Annotated in this window: 23 protein-coding genes and 1 pseudogene; 15 read left to right on the top strand and 9 right to left on the bottom strand. The window is 68.1% G+C overall.

Translation table 11 applies throughout. The features are described 5' to 3' along the window. Positions 1-16: 16 nt before the first annotated feature. The gene (locus AB4Y40_RS35150; RefSeq protein ID WP_368691764.1) at positions 17-916 is read right to left on the bottom strand and encodes a LysR family transcriptional regulator; all 900 of its coding nucleotides are present in this window, start codon (positions 914-916) and stop codon (positions 17-19) included. Between the two features lie 189 nt (positions 917-1105). On the opposite strand from AB4Y40_RS35150, the gene AB4Y40_RS35145 reads away from it, so the two are divergent. Beyond that, a complete protein-coding gene (locus AB4Y40_RS35145; protein ID WP_368691763.1) occupies positions 1106-1882 on the top strand; it encodes an SDR family NAD(P)-dependent oxidoreductase in 777 nt (258 codons plus the stop codon). Here AB4Y40_RS35145 and AB4Y40_RS35140 read toward each other — a convergent pair. After that, a complete protein-coding gene (locus tag AB4Y40_RS35140; RefSeq protein ID WP_368691762.1) occupies positions 1867-2487 on the bottom strand; it encodes a TetR/AcrR family transcriptional regulator in 621 nt (206 codons plus the stop codon). The two genes, AB4Y40_RS35145 and AB4Y40_RS35140, sit on opposite strands and share 16 nt — an antisense overlap. Before the next feature lie 181 nt (positions 2488-2668). On the opposite strand from AB4Y40_RS35140, the gene AB4Y40_RS35135 reads away from it, so the two are divergent. The 4 genes from AB4Y40_RS35135 to AB4Y40_RS35120 all read left to right on the top strand — a co-directional run bounded on the left by AB4Y40_RS35135 (position 2669) and on the right by AB4Y40_RS35120 (position 5428). After that, positions 2669-3439: an alpha/beta hydrolase gene (locus tag AB4Y40_RS35135; RefSeq protein ID WP_368691761.1), complete on the top strand. Its 771-nt coding sequence runs from the start codon at positions 2669-2671 to the stop codon at positions 3437-3439. A gap of 142 nt (positions 3440-3581) precedes the next feature. Next, a complete protein-coding gene (locus tag AB4Y40_RS35130) occupies positions 3582-4058 on the top strand; it encodes a carboxymuconolactone decarboxylase family protein (protein WP_368691760.1) in 477 nt (158 codons plus the stop codon). Next, positions 4055-4912 (top strand): sigma-70 family RNA polymerase sigma factor, encoded by an 858-nt coding sequence (locus AB4Y40_RS35125; protein WP_368691759.1) that lies wholly within the window; start codon positions 4055-4057, stop codon positions 4910-4912. Before AB4Y40_RS35130 ends, AB4Y40_RS35125 begins: the two co-directional genes overlap by 4 nt. 108 nt (positions 4913-5020) lie before the next feature. After that, on the top strand, positions 5021-5428 hold the full coding sequence (locus AB4Y40_RS35120) for a DUF2000 domain-containing protein (protein ID WP_028202441.1): 408 nt from the start codon (positions 5021-5023) through the stop codon (positions 5426-5428). A gap of 16 nt (positions 5429-5444) precedes the next feature. Here the strand turns inward: AB4Y40_RS35120 and AB4Y40_RS35115 are convergent, their stop codons facing one another. From AB4Y40_RS35115 to AB4Y40_RS35100, 4 genes are all read right to left on the bottom strand, one after another. Further along, positions 5445-7247, bottom strand: coding sequence for a chloride channel protein (locus AB4Y40_RS35115; RefSeq protein WP_368691758.1), 1803 nt, complete (start codon positions 7245-7247; stop codon positions 5445-5447). Between the two features lie 3 nt (positions 7248-7250). Then, entirely contained in the window at positions 7251-7664 is a 414-nt protein-coding gene (locus AB4Y40_RS35110) for a MarR family transcriptional regulator (protein WP_324157888.1), read from the bottom strand. A gap of 109 nt (positions 7665-7773) precedes the next feature. After that, positions 7774-8931, bottom strand: a complete 1158-nt coding sequence (locus tag AB4Y40_RS35105) for an HPP family protein (protein WP_368691757.1) — start codon at positions 8929-8931, stop codon at positions 7774-7776. Between the two features lie 277 nt (positions 8932-9208). Beyond that, positions 9209-9727 (bottom strand): hypothetical protein, encoded by a 519-nt coding sequence (locus tag AB4Y40_RS35100; protein WP_368691756.1) that lies wholly within the window; start codon positions 9725-9727, stop codon positions 9209-9211. A gap of 345 nt (positions 9728-10072) precedes the next feature. Here AB4Y40_RS35100 and AB4Y40_RS35095 point away from each other — a divergent pair, with 345 nt between their 5' ends. Continuing rightward, entirely contained in the window at positions 10073-13651 is a 3579-nt protein-coding gene (locus AB4Y40_RS35095; RefSeq protein WP_368691755.1) for an indolepyruvate ferredoxin oxidoreductase family protein, read from the top strand. A gap of 15 nt (positions 13652-13666) precedes the next feature. Here the strand turns inward: AB4Y40_RS35095 and AB4Y40_RS35090 are convergent, their stop codons facing one another. From AB4Y40_RS35090 to AB4Y40_RS35080, 3 genes are all read right to left on the bottom strand, one after another. Further along, entirely contained in the window at positions 13667-14425 is a 759-nt protein-coding gene (locus tag AB4Y40_RS35090; protein WP_368691754.1) for a glycosyltransferase family 2 protein, read from the bottom strand. Positions 14426-14665: 240 nt separating this feature from the next. Beyond that, positions 14666-15382 (bottom strand): 3-oxoacyl-ACP reductase FabG, encoded by a 717-nt coding sequence (fabG, locus tag AB4Y40_RS35085; protein ID WP_368691753.1) that lies wholly within the window; start codon positions 15380-15382, stop codon positions 14666-14668. 71 nt (positions 15383-15453) lie between these two features. After that, positions 15454-15714: a phosphopantetheine-binding protein gene (locus AB4Y40_RS35080; RefSeq protein ID WP_368691816.1), complete on the bottom strand. Its 261-nt coding sequence runs from the start codon at positions 15712-15714 to the stop codon at positions 15454-15456. Between the two features lie 527 nt (positions 15715-16241). Between AB4Y40_RS35080 and AB4Y40_RS35075 the strand changes: the two genes are divergently transcribed. The 9 genes and pseudogenes from AB4Y40_RS35075 to AB4Y40_RS35035 all read left to right on the top strand — a co-directional run bounded on the left by AB4Y40_RS35075 (position 16242) and on the right by AB4Y40_RS35035 (position 26432). Continuing rightward, on the top strand, positions 16242-16898 hold the full coding sequence (locus AB4Y40_RS35075) for a hypothetical protein (RefSeq protein WP_368691752.1): 657 nt from the start codon (positions 16242-16244) through the stop codon (positions 16896-16898). A gap of 68 nt (positions 16899-16966) precedes the next feature. Further along, a complete protein-coding gene (locus AB4Y40_RS35070) occupies positions 16967-18751 on the top strand; it encodes an AMP-binding protein (protein WP_368691815.1) in 1785 nt (594 codons plus the stop codon). Then, a pseudogene (locus AB4Y40_RS35065) lies at positions 18748-19653 on the top strand (acyl-CoA synthetase); the annotation flags it as partial. The gene AB4Y40_RS35070 and the pseudogene AB4Y40_RS35065, both read left to right, overlap by 4 nt. A gap of 224 nt (positions 19654-19877) precedes the next feature. Beyond that, a complete protein-coding gene (locus tag AB4Y40_RS35060; RefSeq protein WP_368691814.1) occupies positions 19878-20447 on the top strand; it encodes an outer membrane lipoprotein carrier protein LolA in 570 nt (189 codons plus the stop codon). After that, a complete protein-coding gene (locus AB4Y40_RS35055; protein WP_368691751.1) occupies positions 20447-22990 on the top strand; it encodes an MMPL family transporter in 2544 nt (847 codons plus the stop codon). The genes AB4Y40_RS35060 and AB4Y40_RS35055 overlap by 1 nt, the downstream gene beginning before the upstream one ends. Further along, positions 22987-23847 (top strand): polysaccharide deacetylase family protein, encoded by an 861-nt coding sequence (locus AB4Y40_RS35050; RefSeq protein WP_368691750.1) that lies wholly within the window; start codon positions 22987-22989, stop codon positions 23845-23847. The genes AB4Y40_RS35055 and AB4Y40_RS35050 overlap by 4 nt, the downstream gene beginning before the upstream one ends. Positions 23848-23878: 31 nt before the next feature. Next, a complete protein-coding gene (locus AB4Y40_RS35045) occupies positions 23879-25084 on the top strand; it encodes a beta-ketoacyl-[acyl-carrier-protein] synthase family protein (RefSeq protein ID WP_368691749.1) in 1206 nt (401 codons plus the stop codon). Between the two features lie 5 nt (positions 25085-25089). After that, the gene (locus AB4Y40_RS35040; RefSeq protein WP_368691748.1) at positions 25090-25917 is read left to right on the top strand and encodes a beta-ketoacyl synthase chain length factor; all 828 of its coding nucleotides are present in this window, start codon (positions 25090-25092) and stop codon (positions 25915-25917) included. Further along, positions 25914-26432 carry a hotdog family protein gene (locus AB4Y40_RS35035; RefSeq protein ID WP_368691747.1) on the top strand — a complete coding sequence of 173 codons (519 nt, stop codon included), beginning with the start codon at positions 25914-25916 and terminating at the stop codon, positions 26430-26432. The genes AB4Y40_RS35040 and AB4Y40_RS35035 overlap by 4 nt, the downstream gene beginning before the upstream one ends. Positions 26433-26444: the final 12 nt, after the last annotated feature.

Here is a 26444-nt window from a genome sequence, read left to right as displayed (position 1 = left end):
TCGCGGCGCGCGCTCCCTACCCACGCAACGTCGCCAGCGGAAGTCTGGCGACCAGCTCGTCGAATACGACACGCACTCGCCTCGATACCGGGCCGCGTTGGGGACGGTAGACGTATAGCTTCCAGGGTTCGGGATCGAGGCGGGGTAGAAGCCGGACGAGTTGACCTCGCTGAACATAAGGCCGAATCAGGTATTCGGTGCATTGGCTGAAGCCAATGCCCGCGCAAGCCGCTTCGATCTCCACGGAAGTGTCGTTGGTTACGAATGCGGGCGCAGCGGGCTGGAAGTGACGTTCTCCGCGGAACATCCATGGCCACGGTCGACCGCTTGCGGGGTCGATCAGGCACGTCACTGGTAGTGCTTCGAGGTCCTTCAGGTTTTTCGGTTCTCCCACCCGTTCGATCAATGCAGGTGAGGCGACGGTCCATACCGGTAGCGGACCGATCGCGCGCGCGACAAACCGGTTGTCGCCAATGGCGCCCACGCGCACGCCTACGTCGATCTGCTCGTCCACGACGGCCGAGGGGGCGTCCGCAAGTCTGAGGTCGGCAATCAGACCGGGATGGCGGGCCATCAATTCCATCAGGATCGGCTGTACGTAGTAGCGACCCAGGGCCGACGGCGCAGTAATGCGCACTATGCCCATGGCGTCGTCGCTCATGCTTGCCTCGCCGAACAGACCGTCGACGCCGTCTAACGCAGCCTGAGCGCGTGCGACGAACGACTGGCCGAACGTCGTGATCTGCACGCGCCGCGTATTCCGGTGGAACAGGGTTTCCCTCAGTTGCTCCTCGAGTTCACGCACCGCGCGCGTGACGACTTGCGGCGAAACGCCGAGTCGCGCGGCGGCTTCGCGAAAGCTCGTACACGATGAGGCGGCGAGGAAGATCCTCAGGAGATCAAGGCGATTGAGCATGATGATTCCTGCGCTGGGAACGATGCGTCATTGTCGTGGAAAATTCCCAAAGCAGGAATTGTGAATGCGCAATTATTCCATTCACCTTCGAGCGCTCGATATCCATACTTCGTTCCAGGCGTGAGGCAAGGTAGCCGTGAAAAGCGCGCCAGACTCTGCGCAATATCCACTGGAACAAAGGACGACATCATGAACACGATCAGCACACAACGGCAGCTCGAAGGCAAGATTGCACTCGTGACCGGCGCCAGCTCCGGCATCGGCCGCGCTTCGGCCGTCGAACTCGCCCGCCGCGGCGCAAAGGTCGTCGTGGCGGCCCGCCGCAAGGACGAACTCGACCAGCTCGTGCAGCAAATTTCGGCCGAGGGTGGCGAAGCGTCGGCCTTCGTGGCGGACGTTTCGAAAGAAGCCGACATCAAGCGACTCGTCGACTACACGGTGCAGACCTATGGGCGGCTCGACATCGCCTTCAACAACGCGGGAACCGAGGGCGTCTTCGCGCCGCTCATCGAACAGGATTCCGAAAGATTCGACATGGTCTTCGAGCTGAACGTGCGCGGCGTGTTGAACTCGATGAAATACGAAGCGGAAGTCATGCTCGGGCAAGGCTCGGGCAGCATCATCAACAACGCCTCGATGGGCGGCCTGATCGGCTTCGCGAACGCGTCGGTGTATATCGCCAGCAAGCACGCGGTAGTCGGCATGACCAAATCGGCGTCGATCGAATGGTTCCGCCAAGGCATACGCGTGAACGCACTGTGCCCGGGGTTGATCGAGACGCCGTTCCATCATCGCGGCATCTGGCCATCGGCCGAAGTGCAGCAGCAGTTCGCCGCCGGCACGCCCGCCGGCCGCTGGGGCACCGCCCAGGAGATGGCGACGATCGTGGCGTTCCTCGCCTCCGACGACTCGAGCTACGTATCGGGCCACGCTCTGGTGGCCGACGGCGGCTACTCGGTCGCCTGACCGGTGGAGCGTGCGCGTTTGCGCGGCTTCACCAGTCTTTCGACCGCACCCCCGGTCACCTGCTTGAACAGCTCGACGTTCGCATACGCGCGCGCAGCGAGCATGGCGCCGTAGACCAGCGAGACGAGCGTGGCCGCTTCGGCGTGAACCGACGAATCCAGTTTGAGGAGATCGCCCTTCACGCCGGCTTCGAGCACCCGTTCAAGCCACGCAGTCAGATGATCGAAGAACGTCTTCACCCCTTGAGCCACTTCTTCAGGCAGCGAAGGGAGCTCGGCGCCCAGCATGCCTGCGACACAGAACGGCGCCGTGTCGTCGGCAATGCAGCGCTCCCAATGGCCGATGTAGGCGCGCAACTGTGCGATGGCGTCCGCGCCGCTCGCCTCCAGCGCCGCCACATCGGCGTCGAGCGCTTCCTGCCACGCGTTGAGCACGGCAACGACGAGATCGGTCTTGGCGGGGAAGTGGTGGTGAATGCTCGCCTTGCGAATCTCGATTGCATCCGCGATGTCGGCATAGCTGAACCCGTTGTAGCCGCGCCGCATGATGAGCTGCCGTCCCGCCGCCATGATCCTGTCGGCCGTCAGTTCGCCGCTTACTGTCATTTTGCCTACCATCTAGTCGGTTGAATTACCGATAGCTTACGCGGAGCGGGGACCAATTTCCACCCCCGAGCCACCTCCAAAATTTTTCTTGCTTCTCAGCCATCCTACTAGTAGGATGGCTTCATCGAACAGGCGATGTCCTGTCGATTTCTCAAATCACCTCACGCCCTGGAGCATGAAAATGAAGATTTCCTCATACGTAACCCGCATCGCCGCCGCCGTTGCCCTTTCCGCCGCCGCGCTCGGCTCGCAGGCCGCCACGGCCGCGCCGGTCAAGAACATCGTGCTCGTGCACGGCTACTTCGCCGACGGTTCGGGCTGGCAGGCCGTGTCGAAGATCCTCACGCGCGATGGCTACAAGGTGTCCGTGGTGCAGGAGCCGGAAACGTCGTTCGACGACGACGTGAAGGCGACGACCCGTGTCGTCGATGCCCAGGACGGCCCGAGCATCCTCGTCGGCCATAGCTACGGCGGCGCGGTCGTGACCGAGGCCGGCAACGACGACAAGGTCGCGGGTCTCGTCTATGTGGCCGCGTTCCAGCTGGACACGGGAGAATCGCCGCTCGAACTGACGAAGAAGACGCCGCCGGCCACCCAGGCGATCAAGGCCACCGCCGACGGCCACCTCTATATCGACCCGGCCAATTTCCACGAGGATTTCGCCGCCGACCTGCCCGCCGCCGAGGCCCGTTTCATGGCCATCTCGCAGGTGACGCCCGCCGCGCAATCGTTCGGCGTTCCGATCACGCACGCCGCCTGGAGAACGAAGCCGAGCTGGGCCGTCGTGGCGACGGCGGACCGCGCGATCAATCCCGATCTGGAACGCTTCATGACCCAGCGTGCAGGGAGCAAGACGGTCGAGATCAATTCGAGCCACGTGGTCTACATGTCGCATCCGGCGGAAGTGGCGAAGGTCATCGAGCAAGCCGCAGCGCAGTCGGGCAAAGAGTGATGCTGCGTGACGAACCGCCTCCGGCTGCGCTACCGGCCGAGGCGGCTCAGTTGTCGCCGCCAAACTTTTTTTGCCCCAATGTCACACGCGGCCCAGGCTGTCTCGTCATGTCATGGCAACCCAACCGAAAGGAGATGTAACCATGACTGTCAAGCTCGACCTGTTCGCCGCCGCCCCGACCCTGATGAAGTCCTGGATGGGCACTTCGCTCGCCGTGTCCGGGAGCCTCGAGCCGAGCCTCATTGCGCTGGTGGAGGTGCGCGCGTCGCAAATCAACGGCTGCGCGAATTGTCTTAACATGCATACCGCCCACGCACGCGAGGAAGGCGAGACCGAACAGCGTCTCTACCTGCTTTCCGCGTGGAAAGAAGCGCCTTGCTACACCGACCGCGAACGCGCGGCGCTCGGCTGGACCGAGGCCCTCACGCGCCTGTGCGAAGGTCATGCGCTGGAAGAAGCGCGCGCGGCGCTCGCCGGCCACTTTACCGAGGAGGAGCAGGTGAAGCTCACGCTGATGATCAATGTGATCAACGGCTGGAACCGCCTTGCGGTCGGCTTCGGCTTGTGGGTCGATCCGGCGGCGGCGAAGGCCATGGCCAAACAGATGGTCGCCGCATGACGGACCCGGGCCTGAGGGACGCCGCAGCGAGTTTCGACCCGCTGCGGCGCAAGCTGATCCGCGTGGCGTACCGCATGCTCGGTTCGGTCGCCGACGCCGAGGACATCGTGCAGGACGCGTTCATCCGCTGGGCGGACGTGGAGCGCGACGACGTGCGCGTGCCCGAGGCCTTCCTGCGCCGCATGGTGATGCGCATGTGCCTCGACCAGCTCAAGTCGGCGCGGCATCAGCGCGAAACCTATATCGGTCCGTGGCTGCCGGACCCGGTCGTCGAAGAGGACGAGCAGGAGGACGTCACGCTGCCGCTCATGCTCGCGCTCGAACGTCTTTCGCCACTGGAGCGCGCGGCGTTCCTGCTGCACGACGTGTTCGGTCTCGAGTTCGACGAAGTCGCGGCCACGATCGGGCGCGAGGGCGCCGCCTGCCGCCAGCTCGCGGCGCGCGCCCGCGCTCACGTGAGAGAAGCGCGCCCGCGTTTTCATGTGGAGAAAGGGCGCGGCCTCGAACTGGCGCAGGCGTTCTTCGCGGCGTCGCGCAGCGGCGACATGAGCGCGCTGGGCGCCATGCTCGCCGACGACGTGAGCCTGCACGCGGACGGCGGCGGCAAGCGCCCGGCGCTCGGCCACCCGGTGTTCGGCTTCGAGAGTGTGATGACGTTCCACGCGAAGCTAGCCGGCCTGTTCCGCAAGAATGGCTCGACGCTCGTGCGCGCAGGTTTCATCAACGGCCTGCCCGGCTTCGTCACGCGCGAGGCCGATGGCGAGTTGCAGACCACCGCGCTCGAGATCGAAGGCGGCAAGGTCACGGCCATTTATGTGGTGCGCAATCCGGACAAGCTGCGGCATCTGCACTGAGATGCGCGGCTTCCGGGCGACCCAGGCTGCCCCAAGCTGCCGTGCACAAACGTTCCAGACTTGCAGCCGCGTCTCGCGGATCATGACTGCCTCGAAAAAGGAGGCAGCATGTTCGATACGAAAGTCGCGCTGGTCGTGCGGGAAAACCTCGCGGTCTGGCAAAAGCTCAATGTGACCGCGTTTCTCGCCACGGGCATTGCGGCGGCGGTGCCCGAAGCGCTTGGCGAGCCCTACGAAGACGCGCGCGGGCAACGCTACGGCAGGATGCTGGGCCAGCCGATGATGATCTATGGCGCCGATGTCGAAGGTCTGCAGGCGGCGCTGCGGCGCGGCGTGTCGCGCGAACTCACGATCGTGCCGTATGTGCACGCGATGTTTTCGACGGGCCACGACGCGGCGAACCGCGAGGTCTTTCGCGCCGAGGACCCGGAGAATCCCGATCTGGTGGGAATCGCGCTATACGGCCCGAAAAACGCGGTCGACAAGGCCGTGAAGGGGTTGGCGCTGCATCAGTAGTCGCGCGCCATTTTCATCACCCGGCCTTGCGCACCGGCGGAAAGCGCCGCTTGCTGTTGCCCACGGAAATGCGGCGGAAGCGCTCCTTCTTGTGCTCTTCCTCGAAGTGCGAGAGCGAGAGCTTGACGAGGTCGCTGCGCGAGACGATGCCCACGAGCTGCCGCGATTCGCGGTCGGCCACCACGGGCAGGCGCTCGAGCCCGTGAATCGCGAGGCGCGTGGCAACCTGCCGGCAGGTCTCCGCGGGCAGCGCCATGTCGGGGGAACGTTGCGCGAGCAACGAGCCGAGCGGCGTATCGAGGGCTTCGGTCGCGGCGCTCGCGCGCACGGCGTCGAGCATCGCGCGATCCACCACGCCGAGCACCGCGCCGTCGCGCAGCACCGGGAAGGCGCGGCGCTGCTGGGTCGATCCGAAATAGCGATCGAGGGCTTCGCGCACGGTGACGTTCGCGTCGATCGTATCGACGGTGCGCGTCATCACTTCATCGACGTAATGGCGTTCGAGCGGATCGACGCCGTACTCGCGATAGATGTGATAGCCGCGGCGCGCGATCTTTTCGGTCATGATCGAGCGCTTCATGACGACCGTCGCGAAGCCGTGCGCCACCAGCGTGGCCGTGAGCAGCGGCAGCAGCGCATTGGTGTCGTGCGTGAGGCCGAACGCGAACACGATGGCCGTGAGCGGCGCGCCGAGCGTGGCGCCGAGCGTCGCCGCCATGCACACGAGCGGCCACAGCGCCGGGTCGCTGCCGGGCAGCACGTGGCTCAGTACCGAGCCGAGCCCCGCGCCGAGCATGAGCAGCGGGGCGAGCACGCCACCCGAGGTGCCGGAGCCGAGCGCCACGACCCAGATCACGGCTTTCACCACCAGAACCGCGATGGCGACCTGAAGAACGATGTGCTGATGCAGCAGATCGCCGATCACGTCGTAGCCCACGCCGAGCGCGCGCGGCTCGATGAAGCCGCCGATGCCCACCACGAGCCCGCCGATGGCCGGCCACCACGACCAGTGCAGCGGCAGATGGCCGAACAGGTCCTCGACCTTGTAGAGCGCCGCCGACAGCCCCGACGCGAGCGCGCCAGCCAGCAGCCCGGCGATGATGCACGAGAAGAGCGCCACGGCGTGCGGCGGCAGGGTCTGCATGGGGAACAGCGGCGCCGTGCCGAAGAACACGGAGCGCGCGAAGCCGGCCACCGCGCACGCGAGCGCCACGGGCAGGAAACTGCGCGGGCGCCATTCGAACAGCAGCAATTCGACGGCGAGCAGCACGGCCGCGACCGGCGTGCCGAACACGGCGGTCATGCCCGCGGCCGCGCCCGCCACGAGCAGCGTCTTGCGCTCGGCGGAAGTGACCCGCACGCACTGCGCGAGCAGCGAGCCGAGCGCGCCGCCCGTCATGATGATCGGGCCTTCCGCGCCGAACGGGCCGCCGCTGCCGATCACGATGCCCGACGAAAGCGGCTTGAGCACGGCCACCTTCGGCGACATCTTGCTCTTGCCGAACAGAATGGCTTCGATGGCTTCGGGAATGCCGTGGCCGCGAATTTTCTCGGAGCCGAAGCGCGCCATCATCCCGACGATCAGGCCGCCAATCACAGGCACGACGATGACCCACGGCCCCAGCGTGTTGAGCGCGGGCGAGCGGTCGGCGAACGAGAACTGGCCGAAGAAAAACAGGTTCGTGAACCAGTGGATCAGGCTCAGCAGCACGAACGCCGCGAGCGTGGCCAGTACGCCGATCACGGCGGCCAGCACGCTGATGCCGGGCAGGCGTGCGTTCGCCGAAAAGTCGCGCTTGTGGGAATCGTCGGAATGCATGGTTTAAAGATCGATATGCGGTATGGTGAATGCGCCGTCGAGCGATCTCAACTCGGCGCGATGCAGTTCGGCCAGGCGCGCGAGCAGCTTTTCGCCGGCGGCGAGCAGATGCACTTCCACCTGGCGGCGGTCGCGCTCGCTCACGCGGCGCTCGACGAGCTCGATCGCCTCGCAGCGCGAGACGAGCGCCACCACGCCGTGATGCTGCGCCTGCAAACGCTCGGCCAGCTCGCCGATGGTCGCCCACGTGCGGCCCGGGTAGCCTTTCACATGCAGCAGCAGCAGGTATTGCAGCGGCGTGATGCCCTCGGCCTGCGCGGCCTGCTCCGAGAAGCGCTCGAAGCGGCGCATCTGGTAGCGAAATTCGGACAGCTGCTCAAAGTCGACCTTGTCGAGGTCGCGCGCGTTTTTCTTCATCGGGAGTCCCTGGAACGGTGTAGTCTCCTAATATATCACGATGTGATATTTCGTCCCGAAAACGCCCGTCACATTAGCATCGCGGCCAGGTGTATGACCGCGAACCGGCTCAGGCCGGCGCCTGCTGCGGCGTCTTCGCCTGGTGATAGAGCCCCGAGATCAAGTCGGCCTGCGTGATGATGCCCGCGAGCCGGTGTTCGTGATCGACCACCGGCACATGATGGTGCCCGCGGCCCGCAAAAATACGCACGAGTTCGACGATCGGCGTCGTGTTCGCGACGGTCAGCACATGCGTGGTCATCAGCGTACCGACGTTCTGGCCGGCCTCGGCGTGCGGCCGGAACAGGCGCGCGATCGCATAGAGCATGAGGCGCAGCGGATGCCGCTCGCGCCCGTCGTCGGCGAGGTCCGCGCGCGTGACGATGCCCTTCACCTGGCGATGCGCGTCCACCACGGGCAGCGCCTTCACGTCGTGGCGCTTGAGCAGCGAGCGCGCTTCGCCCACGGTCGTCGCGGGCGTGATGCTCACCACATTGGCCGACATGACATCGGCGCAGGTCAGTTCGCCGAAGCTGCGCGCGTAGGCGCGGATCTCGGCGTCCTGCAGCACGGCTTCGAGGTCGTCGGTGTCGATGTCGAGCATCTCGTCGCGCTCGCGCAGCACCGCTTCGAGGTCGGCGCGCGTGAAACCGGCTTGCGCGGGGACGGGGCCGGCCACCCGCGGGCGTCGCGCGGCGTGCGGGTAGCGATGCCCCGTGGCGGCGTGATAGACGAGCGCGCCGCCGAGCAGCAGGAACGACTGCAGCGCGACGGGCACGAACACGAATTCATAGCCGAGCGCATGCACGGCCGGGCCGCCCAGCACCGCGGTCAGCGCGACCGCGCCCGAAGGCGGATGCACGCAGCGCAGCGTAAACATCGCGACGATGGCCACGGCGATGGCCACGGCGGCGGCCGGTACGGGGTCATGGATCCAGATCGCCGCGGTCACGCCCACGGTGGCGGACACGAGGTTGCCGCCGATGATCGACCAGGGCTGCGCGAGCGGGCTGGCGGGCACGCCGAACAGCAGCACGGCGGAGGCGCCCATCGGGGCGATCAGGTACGGGATGCTGGGATCGCCGCCGAGCAGCCGGTGCGCGAGCGCGCCCGTCAGCGCGATGCCGACCAGCGCGCCGCCGCCCGAGCGCAGGCGCTCGCGCCATGTGATGGTGACCCTGGAGGGGCTGAAGCGGGTGAGCCAGCGAAGGACCTTGAAGCGTGACACGATTCGGAACGGAAACGGGTGAGGAGCGCAGACGGCTCGGCGCCGCCCAAAGAAAAGGGATTATATCGCGATGTGATATATATCGCGACACTTAGTCGCGGCGGTGTTGGACCGAGGACGGGCTTCAGGCGGGAATTTTGGGGACGCAACCGTAGCCGCGCAGCGAGTGGCGGCAGGTGAGGCAAGGGAGGAAGCGCCGCCGCAGGCGGGCGGCGACGCCTTCGAGGCCGGCCAGCGAACGCTGGCGGACGGTTCGAACTTCAGGCCTTAGTTGGCATTAACCGGCATGCGGCGGCTGACCCGCGAAACGCGGCGCAGGCGCGGCGTTGGGATGGCCATCGGGGTGGCGGTGATGGCCGGCATTGGCATTCGCGCTGGCGTTCGCGTTGCGGTTCGGCGCAGGCGGCGGGCGATGCTGGGCGGTGTGCGCCGGCGAGTGCCCACCCGGCTGCGGCCGGTAGCCATGCGGCGGCGTCCCGTGCGGCTGCATCGTCACGCGCACGCGCTGGGGCTCGGGCATGCGCGCACGTTGCATCGGCAGATGGCCTTCGTTGTGCGCCATCACCACGCGCAGTTCCGCGCGGCGGTGCAGGACTTCGCCGCGCAGGTCGCCGCGGCCGTAGTAGCGGCGCTGGCGGTGGCCGTCCGGCCCCACGATCCAGATATAGGTGCTGCCGCCGGCGTAGACCACGTCGCGGTCGAGCACGACCGAAACATAGGCGTCGTACGGCTGCGGCACATAAACGGGCTGCGCGACGACGACAGGCGGGGGCGGCGGCGGGGCAGCGACAACCACTGTCGTGGGGCGCGCGGGTGCCGTGGCGACGCGGGGGCTGGAGACGCAGCCGCTGATCAGCAGGGTTGCGGCCAGGGTTCCGAACAGGACAGATGCAGATGGCAGAGCGCGTGGTTTCGCGTGCAAGCGGGACTCCGGAATGAGTGGTTGCTGGTCCCGTGTGTTAACGGCAAATGCCCGAAGCGCTTGAGCAAGCGCCCCCCAATCCACGGTTTTCTACGCGCATAGCCATCCGTTTTTCGCATACCAGTGTTCCCAATTTGTGATTTTACGATGGCATATCGGCTTCCTATACTCGCCCGGAAAACGTACCGATGAAGTACCGATTCCGGAGACAGCCCCGCCATGAACGCCCCAGACCGTGCCGCCGTAGACGCCGCATCGCTAGCCGCATCCGTTTCGCTCGACGACAAATACACGCTGGAGAAGGGCCGCGTGTACATCAGCGGCACCCAGGCGCTGGTGCGCCTGCCCATGCTGCAAAAGGCGCGCGACCGCAAGGCCGGCCTGAATACCGCGGGCTTCGTCTCCGGCTATCGCGGCTCGCCGCTCGGCGCGCTCGACCAGTCGCTCTGGAAGGCGAAAAAACATCTCCAGGCCCACGACGTCGTGTTCCAGCCCGGCGTGAACGAAGACCTCGCCGCCACCGCGGTGTGGGGCACGCAGCAGATCAATCTCTGGCCGGGCGCGCAGCGCGACGGCGTGTTCGGCATGTGGTACGGCAAGGGCCCCGGCGTCGACCGCACCGGCGACGTGTTCAAGCACGCCAACTCCGCGGGCAGCGACGCGCGCGGCGGCGTGCTCGTGCTCGCGGGCGACGACCACGCGGCGAAGTCGTCGTCGGTCGCGCACCAGTCCGAGCACGCGCTCATCGCGGCGGGCATTCCCGTGCTCTATCCCGCGAACGTGCAGGAGTATCTCGACTACGGTCTGCACGGGTGGGCCATGAGCCGCTACTCGGGCCTGTGGGTCGCCATGAAGTGCGTGACCGACGTGATCGAGTCGACGGCGTCGATCGACCTCGACCCGGATCGCGTGGCAACCGTCACGCCCGCCGACTACACCATGCCCGAAGGCGGCCTCAATATCCGCTGGCCCGATACGCCCCTCGCCCAGGAAGCGCGTCTGCTCGACGAGAAGTGGTACGCCGCGCTCGCCTATGTGCGCGCGAACCGGCTGAACCGCGTGGTGATCGATTCGCCGCGCGCCCGCTTTGGCATCATGACCGCGGGCAAGGCGTATCTCGACGTGCGCCAGGCGCTCACCGACCTCGGCCTCGACGACGAGACCTGCGCGCAGATCGGCGTGCGCGTGCTCAAGGTGGGCTGTGTGTGGCCGCTCGACGCGCAGGACGCGCGCGGCTTCGCCACCGGGCTCGAAGAAATTCTCGTGGTGGAGGAAAAGCGCCAGATTCTCGAATACGCGCTCAAGGAAGAACTGTACAACTGGCGCGAAGACGTACGCCCCAAGATCTACGGCAAATTCGACGAGCGCGACAACGAAGGCGGCGAATGGTCGGTGCCGCGCGGCAACTGGCTGCTGCCCGCGCACTACGAACTCTCGCCCGCGCTGATCGCCAAGGCCATCGCGCGGCGTCTCGCGCGCGCCGACGTGCCCGAGGAAGTGCGTGCGCGCATGCTCGCGCGCGTGGCGATCATCGAGGCAAAGGAGCGCGAGGCGGCGAAGCCGCGCGTGACGGTGGAGCGCAAGCCGTGGTTCTGCTCGGGCTGTCCGCACAACACCTCGACGAATGTGCCCGAAGGCTCGCGTGCGCTGGCGGGGATCGGCTGCCACTACATGTCGATGTGGATGGACCGCAAGACCGAAACGTTCAGCCAGATGGGCGGCGAGGGCGTGGCGTGGCTCGGCCAGATGCACTTCTCGGGCGACAAGCACGTGTTCGTCAATCTCGGCGACGGCACCTACTTTCACTCAGGACTGCTGGCGATTCGCGCGGCCATCGCATCGAACGCCAACATCACCTACAAGATTCTCTACAACGACGCGGTGGCGATGACGGGCGGTCAGCCCGTGGACGGCGTGCTGACCGTGCCGCAGATCGCGCACCAGGTGCATGCGGAAGGGGCGAAGCGCATCGTCATCGTCACGGACGAGCCGCAAAAATACGACGCGAAGATCGTATTGCCGCCAGGCGTGGACGTTCACCATCGCGACCAGCTCGATAGCGTGCAGCGCACCTTGCGCGAAATCGCCGGCACCACCGTGCTGATCTACGACCAGACCTGCGCCACCGAAAAGCGCCGTCGCCGCAAGCGCGGCGCCTATCCCGACCCGGCGCGCCGCGCGTTCATCAACGACGCCGTGTGCGAGGGCTGCGGCGACTGCTCGGTGCAATCGAACTGCCTTTCCGTCGAGCCGCTCGATACGCCGCTCGGCACGAAGCGCAAGATCAACCAGTCGTCGTGCAACAAGGACTTTTCGTGCGTGAAGGGTTTTTGCCCGAGCTTCGTGACGGCCGAGGGCGCGCAGTTGCGCAAGCCGCGCGCGGCAAATGTGTCCAGCGCCGCTTCGATCGATTTCGACGCGTTGCCCATGCCGGTGCTTCCGCAACTGGCGAAGCCCTACGGCATTCTCGTGACGGGCGTGGGCGGCACGGGTGTCGTGACCATCGGCGGCCTGATCGGCATGGCCGCGCATCTTGCGGGCAAGGGCGTGACCGTGCTCGACATGGCCGGGCTCGCGCAAAAGGGCGGCGCCGTGCTGAGCCACGTGCAGGTGGCGGCGACGCCCGCCGCCTTGCACGCCACGCGCATCGCCACGGGCGAGGCGCGCCTCGTGATCGGCTGCGATGCGATCGTCTCCGCTTCGGGCGACGTGCTCTCGCGCACCCAGCATGGCGTGACGGTCGCGGCGATCAACAGCGGCGCGACGCCGACTGCGGAATTCGTCAAGAATCCGAAGTGGACGTTCCCGGGCGCGCAAACCGAGACGGAACTGCGCGCGAGCATCGGCGAGGGCTGTGCGTTCGTGGACGCCAATGCGCTCGCGCTGGCCTTGCTCGGCGACACGATCTACAGCAATCCGCTGCTGCTGGGCTATGCGTGGCAAAAGGGCTGGCTGCCGCTCGAACTCGCGCATCTGCGCCGCGCTATCGAACTCAACGCCGTGGCCGTGGAGAAGAACCAGCAGGCATTCAACTGGGGGCGCTACGTCGCGCATCATGGCGAAGCGGTCGTGCGCGCGCTCACCAAAACGCCGGCAGAACCGCAGGCCATCGTTCTGCGCATGCCCGAATCGCTCGACAAAGTGATTGCCGCGCGAGAAGCGTTGCTCACCGCGTATCAGAACGCCGCCTATGCGCAGCAATATCGCCGCGTGGTCGAGCGCATTCGCGTGAAAGAGACGGCGCTCGGCGGCGACGCGAAGCTGCCGCTCACGCGCGCCGTCGCCGTGAATCTCGCGAAGCTGATGGCCTACAAGGACGAGTACGAGGTCGCGCGTCTGTATGCCGATCCTGCGTATCTGCAGAAGCTGCGCGAGCAGTTCGAAGGCGAGCCGGGACGCGACTACAAGCTGAACTTCTGGCTCGCGCCGCCGCTGCTCGCGAAGCGCGACGAGCACGGTCATCTCGTGAAGCGCCGTTTCGGTCCGTGGGTGCTGCCGGTGTTGCGCACGCTGGCCCGCATGAAGGGGCTGCGCGGCACCGCGTTCGACGTGTTCGGCAAGACCGAAGAGCGTCGCGACGAACGCCGCTCGATTGCGCAATACGTGGCGCTCGTGGACGAATTCTGCGCGAGCCTCGACGCGCAGCGCCTGCCGGTCGCGCTGCAGCTGGCGGCGCTGCCCGACGAGATTCGCGGCTTCGGCCACGTCAAGGCGCGCAATCTCGCGGCGGCCGGCAAAAAACAGGAGCGCTTGCTGGCCGACTACCGCACGCCTGCTGCGCAGCGCGCCACGGCGTAACAAGCCAACCAGCGATCAGGGCAACAGGCGCCTGCCGAGCAAGCGCGGCAGGCGCAGCGCGAACCCGCTCACGAGCCGCAGATGCATGCCCGCGAGCAGCAGGTTGTCGCGCACGTAGTTGAAATGCGAGACCCCGCCTTCATCGGCGCCGAAGTAACGCACCGGCGCTTCGATCTGGATGGGCCGCACGCCGGCCCAGCACAGGCGCACGGCCGCTTCGGGATCGAAGTCGAAGCGGCGCATCCACGTCTGGCGGTGCATGATCGCCTTCAGTGGCGCGATCGGGTACACGCGAAAGCCGTACAGCGAATCGCCGATGCCGGCCCACAGCGTCTCGAAGTCGGCGAAGAAGTTCGACAGGCGCCGTCCCTGCACGCGCAATTGCGGCGCGCTCGCGTCGAACTTCGGCAGGCCCAGCACCATGGCTTCGGGCGCGGCCTGCGAGGCGGCCATGAATTCGGGAATCAGCGCGGCGGGGTGCTGGCCGTCGGAGTCCATCGTCAGCACGTGGGTGAATCCGCGCGCCGCGGCGGCTTCGAGCCCCGCGAGCACCGCGCCGCCCTTGCCCCGGTTGTCGGGCAGCACGATGACGTGCAGGCCGGGGTCGTCGTTGGCCATGGCCTGCAAGCGCGCGGCGCTGCCGTCCGTGCTGCCGTCCACCACGACCCACACGGGGTTCCATTGCGCGCGTGCGCCGCGCACGGTCTCGTCGAGCTTGGCGCCCGGGTTGTAGCTCGGGATCAGGACGAGATGCGTGGACGAAGGCGTGGCCATGGCAGCGGGGGCTTCGACAGCGTGAGACCCTGAAAAAATTCTAGGTCGCGCCGCTGCGCGCGCATAACCGCCTGGGCGGACGTCCGGCGCATCGTGCGCGGGGACGTCGTATCCGGATGCTTCGGCGCTCGCGCCCGTGCTGGTGCCGGGCGCGGAGCGCGACTGCCGCTTTGCGTCGAAGGGTTGCACAGACACTCGTATTTCCTCAGAGGATGCAGCAGCGGAAAACGCGCCGCGTGTTCAGGCCAGGCCGCCGTTGATCGAGAGCACTTGCCCTGTCACATAGGCGGCCGCATCGGACACCAGGTATGCCACCATGCCCGCGACTTCCGCCGGCTGGCCGGCGCGCTGTGCGGGCACGAGCTGCTTGATGCGCTCGGCGGGAAACGCGTGCTCCGCCATCGGCGAAGCGATGATGCCGGGCGCCACGGCGTTCACCGTGATGCCGCGCGAGGCCAGCTCCAGCGAGAGCGATTTCGTCGCGCCGATCAGCCCGGCCTTCGCGGCCGCGTAGTTCGCCTGGCCGCGATTGCCCATCACACCCGCGAGCGAGGCGATGTTGACGATGCGCCCGTGGCGCGTGCGGATCATCGGCATGAGCAGCGGCTGCGTCACGTTGAAAAAGCCGTTGAGCGAGACGTCGATCACGCGGCGCCATTGCTCCCGCCGCATGCCGACTAGCGGCGCGTCGTCGTGAATGCCCGCGTTGTTCACCAGGATCTGCACGGGCGCGTCTTCCACGAGCCGCGCGAGGGCGGCTTCGGCCGCGTCGGCGTCGGTCACGTCGAAGGCGATGGCGTGTGCGCTGCCGCCCGCCGCGGCGATGCGCTGCGCGACGGCCTCGGCTTCGGCCAGACGCCGGTTCGCGTGCACCCAGACCTCGTGGCCCGCCTGCGCGAGCGCCACGCTGATGGCCTGCCCGAGTGCGCCGCTGCCGCCTGTCACGAGTGCACGCATGGGTGTTCCTCCCTCAATCCTGGCCAGTTGCTGGCCGGCGCCGGCAGTCATGGCACCGTGCGCCGCGCACGTCAGCGCACGCGGTGCGCCGCGACATAGGCGGCCAGCGAGCCGAGCGTCGCGAAGATTTTCTCGTTGTCCGGATTATCCGAGCGCAGCTCGAAGCCGTACTTCTTCGAGATCAGCAGCGCAATTTCCAGAATGTCGATCGAGTCAAGCCCGAAGCCTTCGCCGTAGAGCGGAGTGTCGGCGCTCACTTCGTCGAGCGAGACATCTTCGAGATTCAGCTCTTTCACGATCTGCGTGGCGAGCTCTTGTTCCAGTGCGTTCATCATGCGTGGGCTCTCCGGGCGTGCGGGCCGAAAGCGCCGGCCACCCGTTTTTAGGGTTCGTGTGATGTAAAAGTTACCAGGATTCTAAGTGAAGGGTATCGGTGCGTATACCGTGCTCCCAGGCGAAAGGGTTACAGAGGGTCGGTGCCAGGCGGCGCGCATTTTTGGGATCGGAACGCGCGAGACGCTTGCACGGCTTCGGGCCTGTCTCGATCGGACAAAAGCCCTGCCTGGCGCGATTCCGAACATTCAGTTACAAACCGGCGTCTGGCAGGACAGGTGATCGGGTCCCGCCAATCTTAAAATGTGCGTGCCCGAACGAGCTTGCAAGAAACCGGCCCGATACTTGCGTTTCTTATGATGTTTCGTGGCGCTTGCCGAACCCTACGATTCACTTACGACTGTACTTGCGATATTTGCCAGATGCCTTCTTCGCTCAGCCAGACCGCCCTGGGTCGCACCGGGGCCAACCGCCCGCCGGCGCCGTGCTCACGGCGCCCCGGCGTGAGCGTGCGCGGAGGCGGGCGATGAGCGCCGTGGCTGCGGCGGCGCGCGTGGCGCTTGGCGTGGCGGCCGTGGCCGCCTGGCAAATCGGCGCGCATTACGCGGTGGCGACGCCGGGCGCGCACGGTTTCGGCCTGGCCATGGCGCTCGTGCCCCCGCTCGCGATCGCACTGGCCGCCGCCGCGCGCTCGCCGCGCCGGGCGTGGCTGCTGCCGCTGTGGACGCTCGTGGTGCTCGCGCTGTGGTTCATGCGCACGCCGCTTGCTTTGCACTTTGAATGGGGACTGTATCTGGAGCATGTGAGCTTCAACCTCGCGATGGCGCTGCTGTTCGGGCGCACGCTCGCGGCGGGGCGCGTGCCGCTTTGCACGCAGTTCGCGTCGATGATCCACGGCGGCGCGCTACCCCCGGCCGTCGCGCGCTATACGCGCCAGATCACGCTCGCGTGGACGCTCTTTTTCGTCGCGATTGCCGGCGTTTCGACGCTGATGTTCGCGGTTGCACCGATCGTCGCGTGGTCGACGTTCGCCAACTATCTGGCGTTGCCGCTCGTGGCGGTGATGTTCGTCGCCGAGCACGCATGCAGGCGTTTCGTGCTGCCGGGCGAGCCGAATGCCGGCATGCTCGACGCGATTCGCGCATACCGGCAGACGACCCAGGCGCACGCGGAGCATTCCTGATCATGGATGCCGCTCGCCAGCCTGAGTCAAAGCAGGAAACAACGCAGGAATCCGTATTGACTGAAGTTATGCAGACTCATCCGCTCGTTTTTCATACGTCGCCCGACCAGGTCATGGCCTGGCGCGACGGCGCGCCCGTCACGGTGCGCGCGTTCCTCGCCGATGTCACGCGTGTGGCCGCGGCGCTGCCGGCGGGCGGCCACGTGTTCAACGTTTGCCGCGACCGCTACCGTTTCACCGTGGGCCTGTGCGCGGCGCTCGTGTCCGGGCGCATCAGCCTGCTGCCCGCCACGCAGACGCCGGAGACGGTGCGCCAGCTCGCCTCGTTCGCCCCCGACGCGTTCTGCCTGCACGACGCGCCCGATTGCGCGATCGACCTGCCGCGTTTCGCGTATCCCGAAGCCCGGCAGGAAGCCGATGCGCACGTGCCGTTCGTCGTCCCGCAGATCGACGCCTCGCGCGTCGCGGCCTACGTGTTCACGTCGGGGTCCACCGGCGCGCCGGTGCCGCATGCCAAGACCTGGGGCGTGCTGGTGGCGGGCGTGCGCGCGTCGGCCGAGCGGCACGGCCTGCTCGCCGCGCCCGACTGCACGATCGTCGGCACGGTGCCGCCGCAGCACATGTACGGCTTCGAAGTGACCGTGCTGCTGCCGCTGATCGGCGGCTTCGCGTTCAGCAACCGGCTGCCGTTCTATCCCGTCGATATCCGCGACGAACTCGAAGCGGTGCCGCACCCGCGCGTGCTCGTGACCTCGCCGATCCATCTGCGCGCGCTGCTCGCCACCGATCATGCGCTGCCGCCAGCCGAGCTGGTGCTCTCCGCCACCGCGCCGCTTTCGGAAAAGCTCGCGCTCGAAGCGGAAGCCCGCCTGAAGGCGCCGCTCGTGGAAATCTACGGCAGCACCGAAACCGGCCAGATCGCGACGCGCCGCACCGCGAAGGGCGCAACGTGGCAACTGTTCCCGCAGGTTCGCTTCGAAGCGCGCGAAAGCGCGGCTGAGGACGACGAAGGCCCGACGATGTGGGTCTCGGGCGGCCACGTGGAAGAGCCGGTGCCCATGGGCGACGCCATCGAACGGCTCGACGCGCAGCGTTTCCTGTTGCACGGGCGCAAGGCGGACCTCATCAACATCGCGGGCAAGCGGACCTCGCTCGCCTACCTCAACCATCAGCTCAACGCGATTCCGGGCGTGGTGGACGGCGTGTTCTTCATGCCCGCCCACCTCGAGCACGATGTGCACACGGGCCACGACGTCGTGCAGCGCCTCGTCGCGCTCGTGGTCGCGCCCACGCTTGTGCTCGCCGATCTGCAGCGCGCGCTGCGCGAGCGCATCGATCGCGCGTTTCTGCCGCGTCCGCTCCTGTTCGTCGATGCCCTGCCGCGCAACGGCACCGGCAAGCTGCCGCACGACGTGCTCGCGGCGTTCGTCGCGCAGCAGCTGCGCGGCGGCCTCGCGCGGGCCGCGCAGGAAACGGGCGACGCTTTGGCCAAACCCGCGTCCACGCTTTCGTTCACGATTCCGGCCGATCATCCCGCGCTGCCTGGGCACTTCCCGGGGCACCCGATCGTGCCCGGCGTCGTGCTGCTCGATCACGCCATCGACGCGATCGGCGACGCGCTGAACCGGCCGTTCGACACGTTCACGCTCAGCACCGCGAAATTCCTGAGCCCGGCCGCGCCCGGCGAAACGCTCGACCTCGCGTGGGACGCGGCGGCGAGCGGCGCGATCCGCTTCACGCTGCGCGCGGGCGCGCGCGATGTCGCGAGCGGCGTCATCAGCGACGAACCCGCCGCTGCACCCGGCGCTGAGCCGCTCACGCGCGCGAGCGCGCAAACCGGAGCGCAGCCATGACGAAGCGCACCGACTGGGCGAACCAGCAGGAGCGCAGCAACACGCTGCTCCTGCGCGTCATGACGTGGCTCTCGCTGCTCCTCGGCCGCCGCGCGGGCCGCGCGCTGCTGCATTTGATCGCGCTGTATTTCGTGCTGTTTTCGCCGCGCGCGCGCGCGGCCTCGCGCGACTACCTGCGCCGCGTGCTGGGCCGCCCGGCGCACTGGCGCGACATCTATCGCCACGTGTTCACGTTCGCCTCGACGATCCACGACCGCATCTATCTGGCGAACGCGCGCTTCGACATGTTCGATATCCGCCCGCACGGCCATACGCTCGTGGACGAGACGCTCGCCAAGGGGCGCGGTGTGTTCCTGATGGGCGCGCACCTCGGCAGCTTCGAGATCGTGCGCGCGCTCGGCCGCACGCGGCCCGACCTGCGCGTGGTCGTGACGATGTACGAAGAGAACGCGCAGAAGATCAACGCGACGCTCGCGGCCGTGAATCCCGCGGCGAAGCCCGAAGTGATCGGGCTTGGCCAGGTCGGCTCGATGCTGAAGGTGCACGAGCGTCTCGACCAGAACTGCATGGTGGGCATGCTCGCGGACCGCACGCTGCTCGCCGACGACGCCGCCACCATGCGGCGCATGGCGTTTCTCGGCGAGCCGGCGGCGTTCCCGCTCGGGCCGCTCTACATGGCCGCGATGCTCAAGCGCCCGGTGCTCTTCATGACGGGTCTGTATCGCGGCGGCAATCGCTACGACGTGCACTTCGAAACGCTGGCGGACTTCACCGACGTGCCGCGCGAGGCGCGCCAGCGCGCCATCGACGCGGCGCTCGTGCGCTACGTCGCGCTGCTCGACCGCTATTGCCGCAAGGCGCCGTACAACTGGTTCAACTACTACGACTTCTGGCAGGGCGGCAGGCAGGGCGCGATGGTTGGAGCACCGGCATCGGCAACGGCGGCGGCAAGCGCCGCAGCCCGTGCGCCGGCCCCGGCCCCGGTGCGCCGCCGCGAAACGCGCCCCCATGCCGAGCTTCCCGTGCACGAGGTGACCGACGCATGAGGGCGAACCGCCGTTGCACAACCTTGCGCGCCCGCTGCCTGCGCGCGCTGGCGAGCGCCGCTTTCATCGCCGCGGCCACCATGACGGCGGCCGCGCCTGGCGTGCCGGCACAGGCTGCCGAAACCGCGCAGCCCGCCTGGACGCTCGACCGCCTGATGTCCACGCTCGCGCAGCACAAGTCCGGCCGCGCGAGCTTCACCGAGACGAAGTACCTCTCGATCGCCACGCAGCCTGTTGAGTCGTCGGGCGAACTCGTGTTCGTCGCGCCCGATCATCTGGAAAAGATCACGCAGAACCCCAAGCCCGAGCACCTCGTGGTGGACGGCGACATGCTGACCGTGAAGCGCGAGAACCACAAATACACGCTGGCGCTCGCGCGCTATCCCGAGCTGGGCGCGTTCATCGAGAGCATTCGTGCGACGCTCGCGGGCAACCGCTTCGCGCTGGAGCAGGTGTACAAGGTCGCGCTCACGGGTGAGGGCGACGACTGGACGCTCACGCTCACGCCGCTCGACTCGCGCATGCGCAAGGTGGTGAACACCATCACGATAGACGGCACGCGCGACGCGATGCGCAGCGTCGCGATCCAGCAGGCGGACGGCGATCATTCGGTGATGCGCCTGCACGCCCTTTCCGCGGACGCGAACTGATGGACCCGCGCGCCCATCCGGTCCTTGCGCGCGGCTTCGCGCTCGTGCAGCGCCGCGCCGTCGCGGTGTGGCTGCTGTGCCTCGTCGCGTGCGCGGTGGCGATCGGCCGCGCGAATTTCACCGCCGATCTCTCGGCGTTTCTGCCGCGCTCGCCGAGTCCCACGCAGCAAGTGCTCGTCGATCAACTGCGCGACGGCCTGGCGTCCCGGCTCATTCTGATCGGCATCGACGGCGGCTACGAGAGCACGCGCGCAGAGCTTTCGCGCCGCGTGGCGGCGAGCCTGCGCGCCGACCCGCAATTCGTGGCGATTCACAACGGCTCGGGCCAGAACGACGCGCGCGACGAGCAGTTCATGTTCGCGCACCGCTATGTGCTGAGTCCGGCGGTCACGCCGCAACACTTCTCGGAACAGGGGTTGCACGAAGCGCTGGGCGAGAGCCTCGATCTGCTGACCTCATCGGCGGGGCTCGTTGCCAAGGACCTGCTGCCGCGCGACCCGACGGGCGAAGTGGCCGCGATGGTCGGACAGCTCGACAGCGCGGCGCAGCCCGCGAGCCGCGGCGGCGTGTGGGCCTCGCGCGACGGCCGGCGCGCCGTGCTGGTGGCGCAAACGGCGGCCGCCGGCTCCGACACCGACGCCCAGTCGCACGCCATCGACGCCGTGCGCGCCGCCTTTGCCGCCGCCACGCGCAGCTTGCCCAATGCTTCGGCCTACCAGGTATCGCTGACGGGGCCGGGCGTGTTCGGGGTCGCCACGCGCGACGCCATTCGCCACGACGTCGAACGCCTCTCCACGCTGAGCCTCGTGCTGATCGTCGCGCTGCTGCTCACGCTGTACCGCTCGCCGCGCACGCTGGGGCTCGGGCTCTTGCCGGTGTTCTCGGGCGTAGCGGCGGGCATTGCCACGGTTTCGCTCGTGTTCGGCACGGTGCATGGCTTGACGCTCGGCTTCGGCACGACGCTGATGGGCGAGGCGGTGGACTACTCGATCTACCTGTTCGTGCAGTCGTCGCAGGGCGGTCCCCGCGGTGCGCCGCAGGGCCGCGAGACGATGCGGGCCTGGCTCGCCGCTTACTGGCCGACCATTCGCCTTGGCGTGCTGACCTCGGTGTGCGGCTTCGCGACGATGCTGTTCTCGGGCTTCCCCGGCCTCGTGCAACTCGGGCTCTATTCGATCGCGGGCCTCGCGAGCGCCGCGCTCGTCACGCGCTTCGTGCTGCCGCAGCTGTGCGGTGGCGCAGTCGCGATTCGCGATGTGTCGCGCATCGGCGCAGCGCTCGCGCGTCTGGCTCACGCCGCGCCGCGCCTGCGCTGGCCGCTCGCGGCGCTCGTGCTCGCCGCGCTGGCGTCCCTCTGGCTGCATCGCGACGACCTCTGGAGCCACGAACTTTCCTCCTTGAGCCCCGTGCCCGCCGCGAGCCAGGCGCTCGACACGCGCCTGCGCGCGGACGTGGGCGCGCCCGACGTGCGCTATCTCGTGGTGATTCCGGCCGCGAGCGAGCAGGCCGCGCTCGAAGGCGCGGAGAAGGTCGGCGCGCAGTTGCAGCCGCTCGTCGAGCGTGGCGTGCTCGGCGGCTTCGAGAGCCCCGCGCGCTACCTGCCGAGCGACGCCACCCAGCGTGCGCGCCTCGCGAGCCTGCCCGGCAAGGACGCGCTCACGGCGCGCCTGCAAGAGGCGATCAAGAACCAGCCGGTGGACGTGAGGCCCGACGCCTTTACGCCTTTCCTCGCCGACGTCGAGGCGGCGCGCAACGCGCCGCTCGTCACGCGTGCGGACCTCAAGGGCACGTCGATGGCGCTCGCCGTCGATGCGCTCCTGACCCAGCGCGATGGCCAATGGAGCGCCATGCTCGCCCTGCGCGCGCCGCGCAATGCACAGAGCGCACAGGCCGCGAATACGCCGAGCCTCAACGCCGGTTCCGTGAGCGACGCCGTCGCCCGCGCGGACGTGCCGGGTGCACTCTTCGTCGACCTGAAGGCCGAAGCCGACCGCATGTACGTGGACTACGTGCACGAAGACATTCGCCTCTCGCTCGCGGGTTTCGTCGTCATCGTCGTGCTGCTGGTGTTCTCGCTGCGCTCGTTCTCGCGCGCGGCGAGGGCGCTCGCGCCGCTCGTCGCGGCGGTGCTGGTCGTGGCGGCGGGATTCGCGCTGGCGGGCGTATCGCTCACCATCCTGCACCTGGTCGGCATGCTGCTGATCGTCGCGGTGGGCTCGAACTATGCGTTGTTCTTCTGCAAGCGCGACGACGCAGCGGGCATCACGCCGCGCACGCTCGTCTCGCTGCTCGTCGCCAATCTCGCGACGGTGGCGGGCTTCGGCCTGCTCTCGCTGTCTCATGTGCCGCTGCTCGAAACGTTCGGGCTGACGGTCGGGCCGGGCGCGATGCTCGCGCTCGTGTTCGCGGCGATTCTCGCGCCGCCGCTCGTGCACAGCGGCGCCGAGGCGCACGTGAGCGCCGATACCGGCGACGAGCGGCGGCCTGCTCGCCCGCGTAGCGAACGCGCCCAGATGACCCGCCCGCACGGAGGCCGCGCATGAACTCGGCTTCGTTGCGCGCTACGCATATGACGCCCGCGTCCGCCACGGCGCGCCGCTGGAAGCCGTCGCCCTACATTTACGGCGCGGCGGCGTTGCACGCGGGCGCCGCCGCCGCCGTGGTCGCACAGCCGCACGCGTGGCCGTGGGCCGCGGGCAGCGTGGTTGCCTCGCATCTCGCGCTGACCGCCGCGGGTCTGTGGCCGCGCAGCGCGCTGCTCGGCCCGAACTGGACGCGCCTGCCCGAACACGCGGCGCAGCGCATCGCGCTCACCATCGACGATGGTCCGGACCCCGAGGTGACGCCGCGCGTGCTCGACCTGCTTGACCGTTTCGATGCGCGCGCAACGTTCTTCTGCATCGGCGATCTGGCGCGCCGCTACCCGCATCTGGTCGAAGCGATCGCGGCGCGCGGCCATGCCGTGGAGAACCATAGCCAGCGCCATCGGCATACGTTTTCGCTCTCGGGGCCGCTCGTGATGAAGCGCGAGATCGCGGCGGCGCAGCGCACGCTCACCGAAATCGCGGGTACGGCGCCGCGCTTTTTCCGCGCACCGGCGGGCCTGCGCAATCCGTTCCTCGAGCCGGTGCTGTGCGGTCTCGGCCTGCACCTCGCGAGCTGGACGCGGCGCGGCTTCGACACCTGCGCGAAAGAGGCCGGCACCGTCACGCACCGTTTGCTCGATGGCCTCGCTGCGCGTGACATCCTGCTCGTGCACGACGGGCACGCGGCGCGCGACGCGCGCGGCAAGCCGCTCGTGCTCGACGTGCTGCCGCCGCTCCTGCGCGCCGCCGCCGAACGCCAGCTGCAGTGGACCACGCTGCGCGCGTGCCTCGACGGCGAAGCCGGTCAACCCTGATTCCACCGCTGCGCCAAATGGAACGACTGACGTGAAACCACTGATCCTTTCGCATTTCACCGCTACCAGCTGCCTCGGGCGCGGGCTCGACGCGACGCTCGACGCGCTGCGCGGCAAGCGTGGGGGCCTCGCGCGCTGCGACTTCGCGCGCGCGGACCTCGATACGTGGATCGGCGAGGTGGCGGGCCTCGACAGCGAGACGCTGCGCGCCGATCTCGCGGACTACGCGTGCCGCAACCACCGTCTCGCGCAGATCGGCTTCACGCAGGACGGTTTCGCCGAACACATCGAGGCCGCCGTCGCGCGCTATGGCGCCGAGCGGGTGGGCGTGTTCGTCGGCACCAGCACTTCGGGCATTCTCGAAACCGAAAACGCCTACCGGCAACGCGACCTGGGAAGCGGCGCGCTCAAGCCTGGCTTTCACTATGCGCAGACGCACAACCCGTTCGCGTTGGCCTCGTTCGTGCGCGCGTACTTCGGCCTGCGCGGCCCGGCCACGTCGATTTCTTCGGCCTGCTCTTCGGGCGCGAAGGTGTTCGGCTCCGCGCGCCGCATGATCGAGGCGGGGCTGATCGACGCGGCCGTGGTGGGCGGCGTCGATTCGCTCTGCCTGACGACGTTGTACGGTTTCAACTCGCTCGAACTCCTGTCGCGCGATCCTTGCCGCCCGTTCGACGTGAACCGCAATGGCATTTCGATCGGCGAGGCCGCGGCGTTCGCCTTCCTCGAGCGCACGCCCGACACGCTGGACGACGACGCGATCCTGCTGCTCGGCGTGGGCGAATCGAGCGACGCGCATCACATGTCGTCGCCGCATCCCGACGGGCTCGGCGCGCGCGCCGCGATGGCGCAGGCGCTTTCCACCGCGGGCGTGGCCGCCGGCGAAATCGGCTACATCAATCTGCATGGCACGGCCACGCCGAGCAACGACGTCGCCGAAAGCCGCGCGATCAACGCGCTGTTCGAGCGCACGCCGTGCAGCTCGACCAAGGGCGCGACAGGGCATACGCTCGGCGCGGCGGGCGCGCTCGAGGCCGTGATCGCGGCGCTCGCGCTGCGCCATCGCTTCGTGCCCGCCGGCGTCAACACCACGCAGCCCGACGCCGCGCTTGGCCTCGACTACGTGCTGGAAAGCCGCGAGGCGCCAATCGGCGCCGCACTGAGCAATTCATTCGGGTTTGGCGGCACGAACTGCAGCCTCCTGTTCGGCCGCGCGGACCGCGCACATCACGGATGACCGCCATGAGACTTTCCGCATTCATCGAAAGCGTCGGCGTGATCGGCCCGGGTCTCGCCAACTGGCCGCAGACGGCCGACGTGCTCGCCGCGCGCGCGCCCTACGCGAGCGCACGCACGGTGCTGCCGCCGCCGGAAGGGCTGCCGGCGGCAGAGCGCCGCCGCACCGGGGCCGTCGTCAAGACCGCGCTCGCCGTGGGCCACGAAGCCGTCGCGGCGAGCGGCCGCGATGCGACGACGCTCGCCGCCGTGTTCGCGGCCTCGGGTGGAGATGGTCAGAACTGCCACATAATCTGCGACGCGCTGGCCGGCGACGACCGCCTGCTTTCGCCCACGCGATTTCACAACTCGGTGCACAACGCGCCCGCGGGCTACTGGAGCATCGCGACGCGCGACCGGGCCGCATCGAACGTGCTGTGCGCGCACGACGGCAGCTTCGCGGCGGGGCTGCTCGAAAGCGCGTGCCAGGTGGCCGTGGACGGCGTACCCACCTTGCTGATCGCCTACGACGCCGACTATCCCGAGCCGCTGCACACGTTGCGTCCCGTGGCCGATGCATTCGGCGTCGCGCTCGTGCTCGCGCCGCAGGCGAGCGCGGCGACGCTCGCGCGCCTGGACATGACGCTCACCGAAGCGCTGGCGACGCCGCTCGCCTCGCCCGAACTCGAAGCGCTGCGCACGAACAATCCCGCCGCGCGCGTGCTGCCGCTGCTCGAAGCGCTCGCGTGCATGGACACATCCGGCCGGCCTGCGAGCGTGGTCATCGACTACATGCCGGAGTTGCGCGTGCAAATCGACGTCACGCCCCTGGACGCCTCTGGAGAGGGGGCATGACGACGCAAGCCACCCTGCCGGCTACGCTCGCGGACGTGATCGCGAACACCGCGCCGGGCGCGCCGCTCGACCGCGCGTGGATTGCGGCGCGCATCCCGCACAGCGGCGCGATGTGCCTGCTCGACGCGGTGCAGGCGTGGGACGAAACGCGCATCCGCTGCGTGGCGACCAGCCATCGCGATCCGCGCAACCCGCTGCGCTCGCGCGGCCGCCTCGCGGCGGTGTGCGGCGTGGAGTACGCGGCGCAGGCCATGGCGGTGCATGGCGCGTTGCTCGGCGCACTGGATGGCGCAGCCGCGGGGCGCCCGCGCGTGGGTTTTCTGGCGAGCGTGCGCAGCGTGGTGGCGCATGTCGAGCGCCTCGACACGCTCGCCGCGCCGCTCGCGATCGAAGCCGAGCGCGTGAGCGGCAGCGGCAATACGATACTCTATGGTTTTACGGTGCGCGGCGCGGGCCGCGTGCTGCTTACGGGACGCGCGGCGGTCATGCTCGACGCGTCCGCAGTCATTCGATGACAATACAAAAGG

The organism is Paraburkholderia sp. EG287B (assembly GCF_040965595.1).
Classification (GTDB): domain Bacteria; phylum Pseudomonadota; class Gammaproteobacteria; order Burkholderiales; family Burkholderiaceae; genus Paraburkholderia.
The sequence above is the reverse complement of the archived record's forward strand: the minus strand, read 5'-3'. Positions and strand labels throughout refer to the sequence as shown.